Raw genomic sequence first — 15,628 nt, 5'->3', positions numbered from 1 at the left:
ACGGCGAAGGAGGGCGATGTCCGAGGAACGGCGCCTGCGACGGCCCGGCACGCAACGCACGCGGCGGATCGCCACGGCGGCCACGATCGTGTCGGCGGGCACCGTCACGCTGCTGCTGACGGGGCTGCCCGCCCAGGCGGGCGCGGCGGCCAAGCCCTGCCCCGAGCCCAAGAAACCAGAGGACATCCCGGCGTACTGGGAGTGTCTGCGCGGCAACATCGAAGACGCCATCAAGCCCAAGCCCGAGCCGTCCCAGCCGCCGATCGAGCCCAAGCCCGAGCCCGCGCCCAAGACCAAGCCGCCCAAGCCCAAGCCCAAGCAGTCCAAGCCCGCAACGCCCAAAGGCGGCGGCTCGGGCGGCGGCTCGTCCCCGCAGCGCCCCCGCTCCCCGCAGGCCCCGCCGCCCTCGGGGTCTTCCGGCAGCACCGTCCTCTACACCGACCCCGCCTCGGTGCGGGCGCTGCCGGCGGCCGCCGCGGCGGATCTGCCCGGCACGCTGCCGGCGCCGGAGGTCGCCCCCCACGCTCAGCCCGCCTCCTTCTCGGCGGTGCCCGGGGAGACCCGCCTGATCACCCCGGTGGCCGCCCAGCGGCCCCAGGATCAGCAGGAGCAGCTGGTGCTGGTGGCCGTCGCCTCGGCGGCCGCCGGCGCCGTGGGCGCGTTGAACATCAGCGTGCTGGCCCGGCGGGCCCGCCGCCGGACCGGGTGAGGACGCCGACACCGCTCACCAAGGCGCGCGAGGCTTTCGCCCGCGCGCCTTCGCGTCTTTGGAACTTCGCGTCTGTGGAAGCGGCGTGAGAACGCCGGAGCGGGGGTGCCGCGGCACCCCCGCTCCGGGTGACGAACCAGGGTGATGCGTCAGGCGCCGATCGCGTGGACGCCGCCGTCGACATGGATGATCTCGCCGGTGGTGGCGGGGAACCAGTCCGACAGCAGCGCCACGCACGCCCGGGCGGTGGGCTCGGCGTTCTCCACGTCCCAGCCGAGCGGGGCGTGCTTGGGCCACAGGTCCCGCATCTCGGCGAAGCCGGGGATGCTCTTGGCGGCCATGGTGCCCAGCGGCCCGGCGGCCACCAGGTTGACCCGGATGCCCTGCGGGCCCAGGTACTTGGCCAGGTAGCGGGCGGTGGACTCCAGCCCCGCCTTGGCCACGCCCATCCAGTCGTAGACCGGCCAGGCCACGCTGGCGTCGAAGTCCAGCCCGACCACCGACCCGCCGTCCTTCATCAGCGGCAGGCAGGCCATGGTCAGCGACTTCAGCGAGTAGGCGGAGATGTGCACGGCGGTGGCGACGTCCTCCCAGGGGGTGTTCAGGAAGTTGCCGCCCAGCGCGGTCTCGGGGGCGAAGGCGATGGCGTGCACCACCCCGTCCAGCCCGTCGACGTGTTCGCGGACCTTGTCGGCCAGAGACTCCAGGTGGTCGTTGTCGGTGACGTTCAGCTCGATCACCGGCGGCGGGTCGCCGGCCTGGCCGGAGGGCAGGCGCTTGGCGATCCGCTCGGTCAGGGTGGGCCGCGGGTAGGCGGTCAGCACCACCTGCGCGCCCTCCAGCTGGGCCAGCCGCGCCACGTGGAAGGCGATGGAGGCGTCGGTCAGCACCCCGGTGACCAAGATCCGCTTGCCGTCGAGAAGTCCCATGCTCAGTGCCCCATTCCCAGGCCGCCGTCGACCGGGATCACGGCCCCGGTGATGTAGGCGGCGTCGTCGCTGGCGAGGAAGCGCACCGCCTTGGCGACCTCCTCGGGTGCGGCGATGCGGCCCAGCGGGATCAGCGCCTCGATGGTCTTCTTGCGCTCCTCGCCCAGCACGGCGGTCATGTCGGTGTCCACGAAGCCGGGCGCCACCACGTTCACGGTGATGTTGCGCGAGCCCAGCTCACGGGCCAGGGAGCGGGCGAAGCCCACCAGCCCGGCCTTGGAGGCGGCGTAGTTGGTCTGCCCCGCCGAGCCCATCAGCCCCACCACCGACGACACCAGCACGATGCGGCCGTAGCGCTTGCGCATCATCTGCTTGGCGGCCCGCTTGGCGACCCGGAAGGCGCCGGTCAGGTTGGTGTCCAGGACGGAGGTGAAGTCCTCCTCCTTCATGATGGCCAGCAGGGTGTCGCGGGTGATGCCGGCGTTGGCCACCAGCACCTCCACCGGGCCCTGTTCGGCCTCCACCTTGCCGAAGGCCTCGTCGACCTCCTCGCTGCTGGTCACATCGCACTTGACGCCGAACAGACCCTCGGGCGGCTCACCGGAACGGTAGGTCACGGCCACCGCGTCGCCCGCGGCCGCCAGCTCCCGGGCGATCGCCAGGCCGATCCCGCGGTTGCCCCCGGTCACGAGGACGGACCGACTCATATGTCATAACCTCCTGGATCGTCCGCGCGGGGACCTCCGCCGCGCCAGCGCCTGAGCCTAGTGGCGGCGCGGGGCGAAGGAGATGTCGCTTGCCCACAAGAACCCTCTGGTGCGTTTGTAGGGCGATCCGAAGGTAGGTTCGAGCCCGTGCACCAGATCGATCATTCCTTCACCGCGCTGCCGCTGCGCGCGCTCGCCGACGCCGCCCTGGCCCGGGCCAGGGAGCTGGGCGCCGCGCACGCCGACTTCCGCTGTGAACGCATTCGCAGCCAGACGCTGCGGCTGCACGACGGCAAGCTGCAGACCGCGCTGGACGCCGACGATGTGGGCCTGTCGGTCCGGGTGATCAAGAACGGCACCTGGGGGTTCGCCGCGGGCGTGGAGCTGACCGTGCAAGGGGCCGCCAAGGTGGCCGAGCAGGCGGTGCGGGTGGCCGAGGTCGCCGCCGCGCTCAACCGCGAGCCCATCGAGCTGGCGGACGAGCCCGTGCACGGGGAGCGCACCTGGGTCTCCTCCTACCGGATCGACCCGTTCCAGGTGGACACCGCCGAAAAGGTGGCGCTGCTGGCGGAGTGGAGCGGGCGGCTGCTGGCCGACCGCCGCATCGACCATGTGGACGCCGCGCTGCTGCAGGTCAAGGAGAACAAGTTCTACGCCGACCTGGCGGGCACGGTGACCACCCAGCAGCGGGTGCGGGTGCACCCGGTGGTGGAGGCGGTGGCGATCGGCGACGGGCTGTTCGACACGATGCGCACGCTGGCCCCGCCGGTCGGGCGCGGCTATGAGTACCTGACCGGACGTCCCGAAGAGGGCGCCTGGGACTGGGACGCCGAGCTGGCGGAGATCCCGGAGCTGCTGGAGGCCAAGCTGGCGGCGCCGTCGGTCGAGCCGGGCCGCTACGACGTGGTGATCGATCCGTCCAACCTGTGGCTGACCATCCACGAGTCGATCGGGCACGCCACCGAACTGGACCGGGCGCTGGGCTATGAGGCCGCCTATGCGGGCACCTCGTTCGCCACCCCCGACAAGCTGGGCGAACTGCGCTACGGGTCGCCGGTGATGAACGTGACCGGTGACCGCACCGCCGAGCACGGGCTGGCCACCATCGGCTATGACGACGAGGGCGTGGCCGCCCAGCGGTTCGACATCATCACCGAGGGCGTGTTCACCGGTTACCAGCTCGACCGGCGCATCGCCCGCCTGATGGGGTACGAGCGCAGCAACGGCTGCGCGTTCGCCGACTCGGCCTCCAGCATGCCGCTGCAGCGCATGGCCAACGTGTCGCTGCAGCCGGCACCGGACGGCCCCTCCACCGAGGAGCTGATCGCCGGGGTGGAGCGCGGGCTGTACATCGTGGGCGACAAGAGCTGGTCGATCGACATGCAGCGCTACAACTTCCAGTTCACCGGGCAGCGCTTTTACCGGATCGAGGGCGGCCGGCTGGCCGGGCAGGTCCGGGACGTGGCCTACCAGGCCACCACCACCGACTTCTGGAACTCCCTGGAGGCGGTGGGCGGCCCGCAGACCTACCTGCTGGGCGGGGCGTTCAACTGCGGCAAGGGCCAGCCCGGGCAGGTGGCGCCGGTCAGCCACGGCTGCCCGGCGGCGCTGTTCCGCGGCGTCAACATTCTCAACGCACTGAAGGAGGCCGGTCAGTGACCCCGCAGGAGAGCGTGGAGCGGGCGCTGGAGCTGTCCCGCGCCGACGAGTGCGTGGTGATCGCCGAGGAGACCAGTCGGGCCAACCTGCGGTGGGCGGGCAACACGCTCACCACCAACGGGGTCACCCGCTCCCGGCGGCTGACCGTGATCGCGCTGCGCCACACCGCCGAGGGCGTCTGCAGCGGGGTGGTCTCGCGTTCGGCGGTCCGGGACGAGCAGCTCGAGGAAGTGGTGCGGCAGGCCGAGCAGGCGGCCGCCGAGAGCCGGCCGGCCGAGGACGCCGCGCCGCTGGCCGCCGACGCCCCGCCCGGTCTGGGCGGCGAGTGGGCCGCCCCGCCCGCCGAGACCGACATCGGGGTGTTCGCGCGGCTGGCCCCGGCGCTGGGCGAGGCGTTCGCGCAGGCCGAAGCGGGCGGTCGCCGGCTGTACGGGTTCGCCGACCACCAGATGACCTCGACCTACCTGGGAAGCTCGACGGGGCTGCGGCTGCGGCACGATCAGCCGACCGGGCTGATGGAGCTGAACGCCAAGCTGGCGGGGGCCAGCGGCGGCGGCTCGGCGTGGACGGGGGTGGGCACCGGTGACTTCACCGACGTGGACGTGCCCGCACTGACCGACCAGCTGGCCCGCCGGCTGGAGTGGAGCCGGCGGCGGGTGGAGCTGCCGGCCGGGCGCTATGAGACGATCCTGCCGCCCAGCGCGGTGGCCGACTTGATGATCTACCTGTACTGGACGGCCGGGGCCCGCGACGCCCACGACGGCCGCACCGTCTTCAGCGCCCCCGGCGGCGGCACCCGGGTCGGGGAGAAGCTGGCCGCCCTGCCGGTCACGCTCTCCAGCGACCCCGCCGCGCCCGGGCTGGAGTGCGCCCCGTTCGTCATCGCACGCGCCTCCGGAAGCGACTCCTCGGTGTTCGACAACGGGCTGGCGGTGCCGGCCACCGACTGGATCAGCGACGGCACGCTGAACGCGCTGGTCCAGACCCGGCACTCGGCGGCGTTGACCGGGCTGCCGATGACCCCGGCGGTCGACAACCTGATCCTGCGGGGGCCGGACGGGGCCGGCGCCTCGCTGGAGGACATGGTGGCCCGCACCGAGCGGGGGCTGCTGCTGACCTGCCTGTGGTACATCCGCGAGGTGGACCCGCGGACCCTGCTGCTGACCGGGCTGACCCGCGACGGCGTGTACCTGGTGGAGGGCGGCGAGGTCGTCGGCGAGGTCAACAACTTCCGGTTCAACGAAAGCCCGGTGGACCTGCTGTCGCGGCTGACCGAGGTGGGCGCCACCGCCCGGACGCTGCCGCGCGAGTGGTCGGACTACTTCACCCGGGCGGCGATGCCGCCGGTGCGGGTGGCCGACTTCAACATGTCGACCGTCAGCCAGGCGTCCTGACCCGAGCCCGTGGCCGGATCCGGACGGGCCGGATCCGGCCACGGGCGGCGCCTCTTGCGGCTGTTTCCTGACCGCTCCGAAAAGGACATGTGATCCGGGCGGTCAGCCCCGGGGACCGGGCGGCCTCAGGCGTCCTCCAGCCGGAAGCCGACCTTCAGCCCCACCTGGAAGTGCGCCACCCGGCCGCCTTCGAGCTGGCCGCGGATCTCGGTCACCTCGAACCAGTCCAGATGCCGCAGGGTCTGCGCGGCGCGGCTGATTCCGTTGCGGATCGCCTGTTCGACCCCCTCCGGGGAGGTCCCGACGATCTCGGTCACCCGATAAGTACGGTCGGACATGTGCCCCTCCTGTGGCCGGCGGCGGTGGCCGGGCCTAACGTGGATGTGTGAAGGTGATTTCCCGCAGACGTGCCGCCGTTTACACCGTCACCGACGCGCCGCTGCCGATGTCGCAGGACATCGGGTACCGGCAGCGCCGATATCTGATCTCGATGGGGGTGCGCACGGTCTGCTTCGTGGCCGCCGTGCTGGCCGCCGCGGCCGGGGCGCCGCTGTGGCTGGCGGGGCTGCTGGTGGTGGGGGCGGTGGTGCTGCCCTACGTCAGCGTGGTGATGGCCAACGGAGGGCGCGAGCCGCAGCCGCGAGTGCACCTTGAAGACCATCAAGGGATCGACCGTAAAGCGATTTCCGGCCGTCCTCCGGAAATCGGCGGGTGACTTTCTTGACTAAGTGCGGGGGGTTTCGGTGTACGATTTGTACCGGCGCTCTGGTCCCCCGTCGGAGCGCCCGTACCGGTGTTCCGGGCCCCCGTCGGAACACCGATGACGCGGCGCCGGGTGGATTGCCCCCGTATCCACCCGGCGCCGCTTTCTCTTGCCGTGACCTGGGCGAGACGCACCGTAAGTCTTCTGCTTGAGGTCTTTTTACCGTTCCCCCGCCCGCCGTCTCACCCCTCGCCCAGGCCCGCGCGCAGGCTGGCGCCCTGGGCCCGCAGCTCGCGCTGCACCTCGGCCGCCGGGACCCGGCGCGGCGGCCGGCCCGAGCGCACGGCCAGCGCCGCGCAGACCCCGGCGGCCTGGCCGGTGGCCATCGCGATCGGCATCACCCGGTAGGAGGAGTGGGCGACGTGCGTGCCGGAGATGCAGCGCCCGGCCACCAGCACCCGCTCGATCCCGGCCGGGTGCAGGCAGCGCAGCGGGATGTCATAGGACTCCCCCGGCGGCAGCCGCCGCAGGATCGTGCCCATGCCGCGGGGGTGGTGGATGTCGACCGGGTAGGCGCCGCGGGCGATGGCGTCGTCGAACTTGCGGGCGCTGAGGATGTCCTCGCCGGTGAGCCGGTAGTCGCCGGTGATGCGGCGGGTCTCGCGCACCCCGATGTTCACGCCGCTTTGCACCAGGTAGGACCGGGCGAACCCGGGGACCCGCTCGCGCAGGAAGCGCACCAGCTGCTCCATCTGGCGGCGGCTGACGTGCTCGGCCAGCGTCAGGTCCCACACGCTGGTGCCGAGCACCTCGGTCACCCGGGTGCTGTTCACCGACACCTCCCGTTCGTGGGGGGTGGCGAAGAACAGCATGTCCTCGCGGGGCATCTGCAGCTCCCCCGCCGCCACGGCCTGCTCGATCAGATCCCACAGGCCGTGCACGCCGCGCCACTGGTCGGGGTGGGCGCGGACGTAGTCGCCGAAGGCGGTGCGGTCGAACTCCACCATCCGGAACATCAGCGTCATCGGCTGGACCAGGCCGTCTTCGTCCCGTCCCACCTCATAGGAGGCCCCTGCCGCGGCGGCCACGTCCCCATCGCCGGTGCAGTCGACCACCACCTCGGCCTCGATGACCACCGGCCCGGACTTGGTCTCGAACACCACCTGCCGCCCGCCGGGCACCTCCAGCACCCCGGAGGCCAGCGCGTGCAGCAGCAGCTCCACCCCGGCCTCATCCAGCAGGTCCAGCGCCACCAGCTTGAACAGCTCCGGGTCGAAGGGGACGGTGTAGCCGGTGCGCACCGACGGCAGCACCGCGCCGCCCCGCACGGCCAGCCGCTCCAGCAGCCGCCACAGCACCCCGGCCACCACCGGCTCCCCCTCGCCGTGGTCGATGGGCAGCAGCCGGGTGGGGTCGCCCGGCCGCTGCTGGCGCTTTTCGTTGTGGAAGGACATCAGCGGCATCACCAGCGCGGCGGTGGCGTTGCCGCCCAGGAACCCGTACCGCTCCACCAGCACGGTGCGCGCCCCGGCCGCGGCGGCGCCCAGCGCGGCGCCCAGTCCCGAGGGGCCGCCGCCGACGACGAGCACCTGGGTGCGGGCGGCCAGGCGCGCCCGGCGCGGGGGCAGCGTCAACGGGGCAGGCTCGGTCAGTGGCCGCAGCACCGGCATGTGGGTGTCCTCCCGCCCCTTTTAGCCGATCTTGTCGATGAACTCGCCGTACCGCTCGCAGGTCAGCGCGGCCCGCGCACGCAGCGCCCGCACCCGGGAGCGCAGCTGCGGCATCCGGGTGGTGTGCTCGTCCCACAGCCGGTCCACCTCGGCCAGCAGCGGTCCGGCCTCCTCGCGGGCCACCCCGGTCAGCGCCGGGGCCCCCACCGCCTGCGCGAAGTCGAACACCTTCCCGGCGTACGGCAGCGGCAGGAAGGGCACCCCGGCCATCGCCATGAACATCAGAAAGTGCAGCCGCATCCCCACCGCCAGGTCCAGGTGCCGGGCCAGCCCCAGGATCTGGCCGGGACGGTAGGAGCCGTGCAGGATCCGGCCCCGCCGGGCGGCGGTCATGTGCGACAGCACCGCGTGGGCGTGGCGGACGTCGTCGGCCTCCATGGGGACGAACACCAGCGTGGCGTCCAGCCGCCGCACCAGGAAGTCCCCCACCTCCCCCAGCAGGGCGTGGTAGCTGGCCTCGTCCAGGTGCTCGGCGGCCCGGCCCGGCTCGCGCACCGACATGCCCACCAGGCGGGCGTCCAGCGGGATGCCCTCGGCGGCCAGCATGCGGCGGGTGAAGGGCTCGCTCTCCAGCAGCATCGCCGGGTCGGCGGTCACCGTGATCTGCCGGGTGACGCCGGCGTCCTCCAGCACCAGCTTGGACTCCTCGTCCCGCACGGTCAGGTCGGTCAGCCCGTCCAGCGTCTCGCGGACGATCCGCCGGTCCTCCCGCTCGCGCAGCGGGCCGGCCCCGACCGCGTACCCGAAGGTGGGGATGCCCAGTTCGTGGGCGGCCTGGACCATGCGCAGGTACTTGGAGGCCTCGCCGTCGTAGAGGATGCCGCCGCCGCCGAGCACCAGGGCGTCCAGTTCGGCGACCGCGCTGTGGGTGCGCTCGCGGCCCACCCGCTGCCAGGAGACGGTCTGCAGGCCGTCGTGGTGGGCGCGGGTGTGCTCGACGTTGCGGCTGAAGACCACCAGCCGCGCCTGAGGGCGGTGCCGGCGCAGGCACTTGAGCACACAGGTCAAGATCGCCTCATCGCCCAGGTTGAGGCCGCCGTAGGAGCCGAGCACGCCGATGGTGGGCGCCCGGTGATCGTGGCTGTCGTGCAGGTCCATCCATCCTCACGCTTTGGATCACGCGTCCCGGCCGGCGTCCGCCCGGGACGCGGTGCGGGCGGCGGAGTTCAGTGCCCGCCGGTGTTCAGGACCAGTTCCCTGATGTCGGGCGGCAGGCTTTCGGCGACCTTGTCGGTGATCCTCCCCTCGGTGGCCTCCTGGACGACCTCCAGCACGGACCGGGCCAGGTAGACCGCCTTCGGCCCGTCCACCCCCGCCCGGGCGGCGACGCGGTTGATGAAGTCGCGCCGCCCGAAGCGTTCACCGGTGCCGGCGCCGCCGTAGACCTCCGTGCGGCGCAGATGCTCGCCGATCTCGTGCGGCAGCTGCGCGGCGAGCTTGTCGGCCAGCCCCTCGGGGACCCGTTCACCGAGCGTCTCCAGCGTCGCCCGGCAGGCCCGCTCGGCCGCCCCGCGGCTGGGCAGCCGCGCCCGGTTCTGCACCCGGCCGATGAACTCGTCGTGCTGCATGTCGCCGCTCCCTCCACGCGGTCGTTTTCGGCGGGGGGAGACTGCCCGTTATCGCGGGCCGTTAACGCGTCCGTGGCCGCGGGGCCGGTCGCCGGCCTCGCGGCCACGGGAGACCGCCCATCGCCTTTACGTTGTAGATCTACCCTGTGGGCTGCCGGGCGACGCCGAAGATGTCGTCGGCGGCGCGCACCCGCAGCTCCTCCAGCAGCCGCGACTGGCGCGCGGCCCGGTCGGCCAGCCGGTCCAGCCGGGCGGCGTCCAGCCGGCGGTCGTATTCGGCGAGCCGGCGCAGCAGCACCCAGACCGACTGCTTGCCCTCCACCCCCAGCCGCATCGTCTCCAGCTCGATCACGCTGCTGAGCGGGGAACGGCTCAGCAGCCGCCCGCTGGGCTTGAGCCGGCCGAGCCGCTCCCCCAGCCAGCCCAGCACGGCCTTGTAGCGCCGAACCGGGACGCCCAGCGTCCTCATCACGGCCAGCAACTCCCGGCGGTCCTCGGCGATCTCGGCGACCAGCCGCTCCAGCTCCGGGCCGGCCGCGGTGCCCCGGTGCGCCCGGGCGATCCGCTTGGCCAGCTCCCGGCCCCCGGTCGCCCCGGCCAGATGGTCGTTGAGATAGATCCCCAGCAAAGCGGGCTCGGCGGGCAGGCCCAGCGTGCCCCGCCGCCGCAATTGCCGCGTTGTCATGTGGCCTCCAGGTGTCACGGGCCCACTGCCCCCTTGGCCATCACATGCCACCTGCGGCCGCGTTCATGCACGGCCGCACGCGTGGCAGGCGGGCGGCACGGGACGCACCGAAGCGGGGCACACTGAAATCGTCAACGCCATGCCGACCCCGGGCCTTTGCCGCCCGCCGCATAAGGACCCATCGTGAGCGAGTCCGCACTCAGCGAGCCGGCCGAGGAGCCGCGCTGCTCGGCCAAAGGCTGCCGCGCCCCGGCCGTATGGGCGCTGCGCTGGAACAACCCCAAGATCCACCCGCCGGAGCGGCGCAAGATCTGGCTGGCCTGCGACCGGCACCGCCAGAGCCTGTCGCAATTCCTGGGCCGCCGCGGCTTCCTGCGGGAGGTGGTGCCGGTGGAGGAGGCCGAGCAGGCCCCCTCCTAGTCCCGGCCCGCCCAGCCCTCGGCCAGATCGGTGATCCGGGCGGCGGCGTCGCGGGCGGCGGCGCCGCGTCCCACCGCCAGCCCCAGCAGATAGGCGGTGAGCGGCGCGGCCGGCCGGGCCACCCCGTGGGCCACGTCGCGAGCCAGGTTCAGGACGAGGTCCCGGTCGAGCTGGTCGCGCTCCAGCCCCAGCTCCAGGCAGACCGCCTCGATCCATTCCTCCAGCATTCGTCCCTCCGCGATGCTTCGCGCCCGTTCGAGCGACTCGGGGGTGTCACAGTCGTACCAAGGCGGCCGGTCGCCCGCAGGAAGGCGCACCGGCAGCGGCTCCAGGGGGGCCAGCAGGCCGTGCAGCGACGCGCCCCGGTAGGCGTGCACGGCGGCGCGCAGCGCGGCGGTGCGCCAGCAGCCGATCAGCCACTGGGGGCGGCCTTCCGCATCGACCAGCACCGCCCCGCGGCCCTGCCGCGCCGCCGCCCGTCGCAGCCGTTCCACCTGGTGGGCGCGCAAGAACGGCAGGTCGGCGGCGAGCAGCACCACCCAGGGGGCGCGCACCTCGCGCAGCCCGGCGCGCAGCGCCGGCACCGGGCCGCCGCCCGGCGGGTCCTCGCAGACGGTGACGGCGCCGGGCGGCTCGGGGCGGGGCGGTCCCACCACCACCAGGCGGGCGGCGCCGGCCACGGCGGCGGCCGCCCAGCCGATCAGCGGCCGGCCGGCGACGCGGGCGGCGGGCTTGTCGGCGCCGCCCATCCGCCGGGCCCGGCCCCCGGCCAGGATCACCGCGTCGAAGCCGGCGGGCAGTGCGGGAGAGGGTTTCATCCGCCGATCGCCGACATGGGACGGGCGGGCTGCAGAAAGCCCGGGTCGTCGATGCCGTGCCCGGCGCGCTTGGCGCGCACCGCCGCGGCCCACCGTCCGGCCAGCTCCTCGTCATCGGCGCCGGCGCGCATGGCGTCGCGCAGATTGGTCTCCTCGGTGGCGAACAGGCAGTTGCGGACATGCCCGTCGGCGGTCAGCCGCACCCGGTCGCAGGCGCCGCAGAAGGGACGGGTGACCGAGCCGATGATCCCCACCCGGCCGGGCCCGCCGTCGACCAGGAAGGTCTCGGCGGGGGCGCTGCCGCGCGTCCGCGGGTCCTCGGGGGTCAGCTCGAACTCCCGCGACAGCTCCGCCAGGATCTCCTCAGCGGTCACCATCTGCGCGCGCCGCCAGCCGTGCTGGGCGTCCAGCGGCATCTGCTCGATGAAGCGCAGCTGGTAGCCGCGCTCCAGGCAGAAGCGCAGCAGCGGCACCGCCTCATGGTCGTTGACGCCGCGCATCAGCACCGCGTTGACCTTGACCGGGTGCAGCCCGGCGCGGTGGGCGGCCTCCAGCCCGGCCAGCACGTCGGCCAGCCGGTCGCGGTGCGCCAGGCGCCGGAACAGGCCGGCGTCCAAGGTGTCCAGGGAGACGTTGACCCGGTCCAGCCCGGCCTCGGCCAGCGCGGGCGCCAGGCGCCGCAGGCCGATGCCGTTGGTGGTCAGCGAGATCTGCGGGCGGGGACGCAGCTCGGCGGTGCGGCGCACGATCTCCACCAGGCCGCGGCGCAGCAGCGGCTCGCCGCCGGTGTAGCGGACCTCGGTGATGCCCAGGCGGCGCACCCCGATCGCCACCAGGCGGACCACCTCATCGTCGGTGAGCAGCTGCGGTTTGGGCAGCCACGGCAGCCCTTCGGGCGGCATGCAGTAGGTGCAGCGGAGGTTGCACCGGTCGGTCAGGGAGACCCGCAGATCGGTAGCGACCCGGCCGAAACGATCGACCAGCACCGGCACTCCCTCCTGCCCCGGGACCCCGCCCCATCGGCGCGGTTCCTCCCACTCTATTCCGGTGGCCGGAGATTCGGCGCAACGCCCGTCCCCGCGGCGGGCGGGCCGCCGCGGGGACGGGCGGGCCGCTGTCAGCCCTTGACGCAGATCAGCTGGCGCAGGTGCGCCACGACCTCCACCAGGTCGGTCTGGGCGGCGATGACCGACTCCAGGTCCTTGTAGGCGCCGGGGATCTCATCGAGCACCCCGGCGTCCTTGCGGCACTCCACGCCGGCGGTCTGGGCCTGCAGGTCGGCCAGGGTGAAGGTCTTGCGGGCCTTGTTGCGGCTCATCTTGCGGCCGGCCCCGTGGGAGGCGGAGTTGAAGGCCTGCTCGTTGCCCAGGCCGCGCACGATGTAGGTGCCGGTCGCCATCGAGCCGGGGATGATGCCCAGCTCGCCGCGGCCGGCGCGGATCGCGCCCTTGCGGGTGACCAGCAGCTCCACCCCGTCGTAGACCTCCTCGGCCACGTAGTTGTGGTGGCAGGAGATCTGCTCGTCCCAGGTGATCTTCCGGCCCTTGAAGAAGCCGGTGACCACGTTCTGGGCGAGCGCCATCATCAGCGCGCGGTTGCGCCGCGCGTACTCCTGCGCCCAGAACAGGTCCCGGCGGTAGGCGTCCATCTTGGGGGTGCCGGCCAGGAAGACCGCCAGGTCCGGGTCGGGCAGGTCCCGGTTGTGCGGCAGGCGGCGGGCGGTCTCGATGTGGTGCTCGGCCAGCTCCTTGCCGATGTTGCGGGAGCCGGAGTGCAGCACGATCCAGATCGCGCCGGCGTCGTCGGCGCACACCTCCAGGAAGTGGTTGCCGCCGCCGAGCGTGCCCATCTGGGCGCGGGCCCGGCCGAGCCGGCCGCGCACGGCCGGGACCAGCTCATCGAAGCCCTTCCAGAAGTCGTACCAGCCGCGTTCCCTCAGGCCGGGCACCGTCGAGGGGTCGATGGGGGTCTTGTGGGCGCGGTGGCCGACCGGGATGGCCTTCTCCAGCATGGAGCGCAGCCGGCCCAGGTCGTCGGGCAGGTCCTCGACGGTGAGGCTGGAGCGCACGGCGGTCATGCCGCAGCCGATGTCCACGCCGACGGCGGCCGGGGAGACCGCATCGCGCATGGCGATGACCGAGCCCACCGTGGCCCCCTTGCCGTAGTGCACATCGGGCATGACCGCGACGCCATGGACCCACGGCAGCTCGGCCACGTTGCGCAGCTGGTCGAGAGCGGCCGGTTCGACCTCGGCGGGATCCGCCCACATGCGGATCGGGACATGACCGCTCCGCAGGGTCCGGTACGGCATCGTCGTTCCTTCCGGTATGACCTTCCGGCGCCAAACGCCCGGGATGTGATGACGCGTTCAATGACGCCAAAAGCCGCCGCCTGCGCTCAACACATTTTCCGCGGTTCAGCGGGCGCGGACGCGGCGGTGGTCGCCGTCGCGTTCGGTCAGCCCCTGCCGGTCCAGGTGCTCCAGCAGCGGGATCGCCACCCGGCCGCTGGTGCCCAGCGCCCGCCCGGCCTCGGCCACGGTGAACGGCTGCGGCAGGCCGGCCAGGATCCGCAGCGCCTGCCGGTCGGCGTCGCCGGGCAGCACCACCCCGTCGGCCAGCCGCAGCACCGCCCCGGCGGCCACCGCGGCGGCCAAGGTGGGGCCGGTCAGTCCCAGCTCGGCCAGCCGGTCGGCCTCCGGGGCGCGGAAGGGGGCGTCGGCCAGTTCGGCGCGCAGCCGCCGCACCGCCTCGGCCACCTGGGGCGGCGGCCCGTACACCCGGCCGCCGGCCAGGCGCAGCGGGGGGCGCGCCAGTGCGGCCACCAGTGCGCGGGAGGGCAGCCCCAGCCGCAGCCGGGCGGCCTCCAGCGTCAGGCCGGGGGCCAGCGGGTGGGCGGCGGCATGCCGGGCCAGCTCCTCGGCCAGCCGCTGGTGCAGCCGCTCCCAGTGGGCGGGGTCGGCCAGCCAGTCGGGTTCCAGCCGGACGGCGTCCTTGGGCGGCCGGCAGCCCATCAAGGCCAGCTCCCGTTCGCGCAGCATCCCGTGCCGGCGCAGCAGCAGCGCGCCGTCGGGGCGGTCCGGCCAGCTCGCCAGTTCCCGGGCCCGCGCGGTGTTCGCGCCGCGCCGCACCAGGGTGGGCGGGCGCACGTCCAGCACGCGCATCCCGGCCACGGCGCGGCGGGCGGGGTCGCGCAATATGGCCCGGTCGCCGACGTGCAGCGGCAGCCGGGCGTTGAGGGTCAGCCGGGCGGTGTCGGGGCCCAGCGGGCGCAGCCGCACCGGCACGGCGGCCGCGCCGATGTGCAAGACCATCTGGCGGGGCAGCCGCCCGGACGCCTCGGCGAAGCTCAGCCGCACGTCGATGCAGGTGGTCATGGTCCAGCGGTCGGCGCTCACCAGGGCCATGCCGCGACTCACCGCGTCATGGTCGACGCCGTGCAGGTGGAGCGCCACGCGGGACACCCCGGTGAGCTGCTCGACGGGCTCGTTCAGCGACTCCAGCGCCCGTACCCGTACGGTGCGCCCGCGGGGGGTGAGGACCAGCTCGTCCCCGGCCCGGATGCAGCCGGCGCCGAGCGTGCCGGTGACGACGGTGCCGCCGTCGACGGCGTAGGCGCCGTCCACCCACAGCCGCACCGGGGCGCCGGGGTCGGGCACCGGCAGCCGGGCCACCAGCCGGTCCAGTGCGGCGATCAGGTCGGGCAGGCCCGCACCGGTGACGGAGCTGACGGTCACCGCCTCCAGGCCGCGCAGCCCGATGTCCTCCAGCCGGGCGCGGGCCTGGCGCAGCGCATGGGTCGGGTCGGCCAGGTCCGCACGGGTGATCGCCAGCAGCCCGTGCCGCACGCCCAGGGCGTGCAGGGCCTCGGCGTGCTCCTGGGACTGGGGCATCCAGCCCTCGTCGGCGGCGACCACCATCATCGCCGCCGGCACCGGCCCCGCCCCGGCCAGCATGTCGGTGACGCGGCGCTCATGGCCCGGCACGTCCACCAGTGCCAGGCGCCGCCCGGACGGCAGGCGGGTCCAGGCGATCCCGAGGGCGGCGGACGGCCCGCGGCCGCGTTCTTCGGTCCACCGGTCCGCCTCCATTCCGGTGAGCGCCCGCACCAGCGCCGACTTGCCGTGGCCGGCGTGTCCGGCGGTCGCGATGACCTGCATCAGCCCTCCCCGCCGGCGGCGTGGACGGCGGCCGCCGGGGTCCGGCCGCGGCGGGCTCTTCGCCGTGTGCGCATCTTCGCCGCTTTCGCCGGGGCACATCCGAGCCGTTCGCCCGCCGCTCCCAGCCGGGGGTCGGCCGGCATGACG

General features: G+C 73.8%; 16 protein-coding genes. 5 read left to right on the top strand and 11 right to left on the bottom strand.

Annotated elements, in window-relative coordinates:
• Positions 1-16 precede the first annotated feature (16 nt).
• Complete coding sequence (locus BUE48_RS11305) at positions 17-709, top strand: hypothetical protein (protein ID WP_012852629.1); 693 nt, start codon at positions 17-19, stop codon at positions 707-709.
• A 149-nt stretch (positions 710-858) separates the two neighbouring features.
• On the opposite strand, the gene fabI is transcribed toward BUE48_RS11305, so the two are convergent.
• Positions 859-1,638, bottom strand: coding sequence for an enoyl-ACP reductase FabI (gene fabI / locus BUE48_RS11300; protein ID WP_012852628.1), 780 nt, complete (start codon positions 1,636-1,638; stop codon positions 859-861).
• 2 nt (positions 1,639-1,640) lie between these two features.
• The gene (gene fabG / locus BUE48_RS11295; RefSeq protein WP_012852627.1) at positions 1,641-2,345 is read right to left on the bottom strand and encodes a 3-oxoacyl-[acyl-carrier-protein] reductase; all 705 of its coding nucleotides are present in this window, start codon (positions 2,343-2,345) and stop codon (positions 1,641-1,643) included.
• 147 nt (positions 2,346-2,492) lie between these two features.
• On the opposite strand from fabG, the gene BUE48_RS11290 reads away from it, so the two are divergent.
• Together BUE48_RS11290 and BUE48_RS11285 are read left to right on the top strand one after the other, a co-directional pair.
• On the top strand, positions 2,493-4,004 hold the full coding sequence (locus BUE48_RS11290; RefSeq protein WP_012852626.1) for a TldD/PmbA family protein: 1,512 nt from the start codon (positions 2,493-2,495) through the stop codon (positions 4,002-4,004).
• Entirely contained in the window at positions 4,001-5,398 is a 1,398-nt protein-coding gene (locus BUE48_RS11285; protein ID WP_012852625.1) for a metallopeptidase TldD-related protein, read from the top strand. Before BUE48_RS11290 ends, BUE48_RS11285 begins: the two co-directional genes overlap by 4 nt.
• 125 nt (positions 5,399-5,523) lie before the next feature.
• Here BUE48_RS11285 and BUE48_RS11280 read toward each other — a convergent pair whose 3' ends face one another.
• On the bottom strand, positions 5,524-5,736 hold the full coding sequence (locus BUE48_RS11280; protein ID WP_012852624.1) for a dodecin: 213 nt from the start codon (positions 5,734-5,736) through the stop codon (positions 5,524-5,526).
• Between the two features lie 47 nt (positions 5,737-5,783).
• Between BUE48_RS11280 and BUE48_RS11275 the strand changes: the two genes are divergently transcribed.
• Positions 5,784-6,113, top strand: a complete 330-nt coding sequence (locus tag BUE48_RS11275) for a DUF3099 domain-containing protein (protein WP_286989767.1) — start codon at positions 5,784-5,786, stop codon at positions 6,111-6,113.
• A gap of 230 nt (positions 6,114-6,343) precedes the next feature.
• Here the strand turns inward: BUE48_RS11275 and BUE48_RS11270 are convergent, their stop codons facing one another.
• The 4 genes from BUE48_RS11270 to BUE48_RS11255 all read right to left on the bottom strand — a co-directional run bounded on the left by BUE48_RS11270 (position 6,344) and on the right by BUE48_RS11255 (position 10,084).
• Positions 6,344-7,771: an FAD-dependent oxidoreductase gene (locus BUE48_RS11270; RefSeq protein ID WP_012852622.1), complete on the bottom strand. Its 1,428-nt coding sequence runs from the start codon at positions 7,769-7,771 to the stop codon at positions 6,344-6,346.
• Between the two features lie 21 nt (positions 7,772-7,792).
• Positions 7,793-8,929: a polysaccharide pyruvyl transferase family protein gene (locus BUE48_RS11265; protein WP_012852621.1), complete on the bottom strand. Its 1,137-nt coding sequence runs from the start codon at positions 8,927-8,929 to the stop codon at positions 7,793-7,795.
• 68 nt (positions 8,930-8,997) lie between these two features.
• The gene (locus tag BUE48_RS11260) at positions 8,998-9,399 is read right to left on the bottom strand and encodes a DUF2267 domain-containing protein (protein ID WP_012852620.1); all 402 of its coding nucleotides are present in this window, start codon (positions 9,397-9,399) and stop codon (positions 8,998-9,000) included.
• A 139-nt stretch (positions 9,400-9,538) separates the two neighbouring features.
• Positions 9,539-10,084: a hypothetical protein gene (locus BUE48_RS11255; protein WP_012852619.1), complete on the bottom strand. Its 546-nt coding sequence runs from the start codon at positions 10,082-10,084 to the stop codon at positions 9,539-9,541.
• Between the two features lie 183 nt (positions 10,085-10,267).
• Here BUE48_RS11255 and BUE48_RS11250 point away from each other — a divergent pair, with 183 nt between their 5' ends.
• Positions 10,268-10,504: a hypothetical protein gene (locus BUE48_RS11250; RefSeq protein ID WP_012852618.1), complete on the top strand. Its 237-nt coding sequence runs from the start codon at positions 10,268-10,270 to the stop codon at positions 10,502-10,504.
• Here BUE48_RS11250 and BUE48_RS11240 read toward each other — a convergent pair.
• From BUE48_RS11240 to BUE48_RS11225, 4 genes are all read right to left on the bottom strand, one after another.
• Positions 10,501-11,322 carry an NTP transferase domain-containing protein gene (locus tag BUE48_RS11240; protein WP_012852617.1) on the bottom strand — a complete coding sequence of 274 codons (822 nt, stop codon included), beginning with the start codon at positions 11,320-11,322 and terminating at the stop codon, positions 10,501-10,503. The two genes, BUE48_RS11250 and BUE48_RS11240, sit on opposite strands and share 4 nt — an antisense overlap.
• Positions 11,319-12,308: a GTP 3',8-cyclase MoaA gene (gene moaA / locus BUE48_RS11235; RefSeq protein ID WP_012852616.1), complete on the bottom strand. Its 990-nt coding sequence runs from the start codon at positions 12,306-12,308 to the stop codon at positions 11,319-11,321. The genes BUE48_RS11240 and moaA overlap by 4 nt, the downstream gene beginning before the upstream one ends.
• A 131-nt stretch (positions 12,309-12,439) precedes the next feature.
• Positions 12,440-13,633, bottom strand: a complete 1,194-nt coding sequence (locus BUE48_RS11230; RefSeq protein WP_012852615.1) for an RtcB family protein — start codon at positions 13,631-13,633, stop codon at positions 12,440-12,442.
• A gap of 105 nt (positions 13,634-13,738) precedes the next feature.
• The gene (locus tag BUE48_RS11225; RefSeq protein ID WP_012852614.1) at positions 13,739-15,481 is read right to left on the bottom strand and encodes a SelB domain-containing protein; all 1,743 of its coding nucleotides are present in this window, start codon (positions 15,479-15,481) and stop codon (positions 13,739-13,741) included.
• Positions 15,482-15,628 lie beyond the last annotated feature (147 nt).

The sequence above is a fragment of the Thermomonospora sp. CIF 1 genome, from assembly GCF_001896795.1.
In the GTDB taxonomy this organism is placed as follows: Bacteria; Actinomycetota; Actinomycetes; order Streptosporangiales; family Streptosporangiaceae; genus Thermomonospora; species Thermomonospora curvata.
This window is presented reverse-complemented; position numbering and strand designations above follow the sequence as displayed.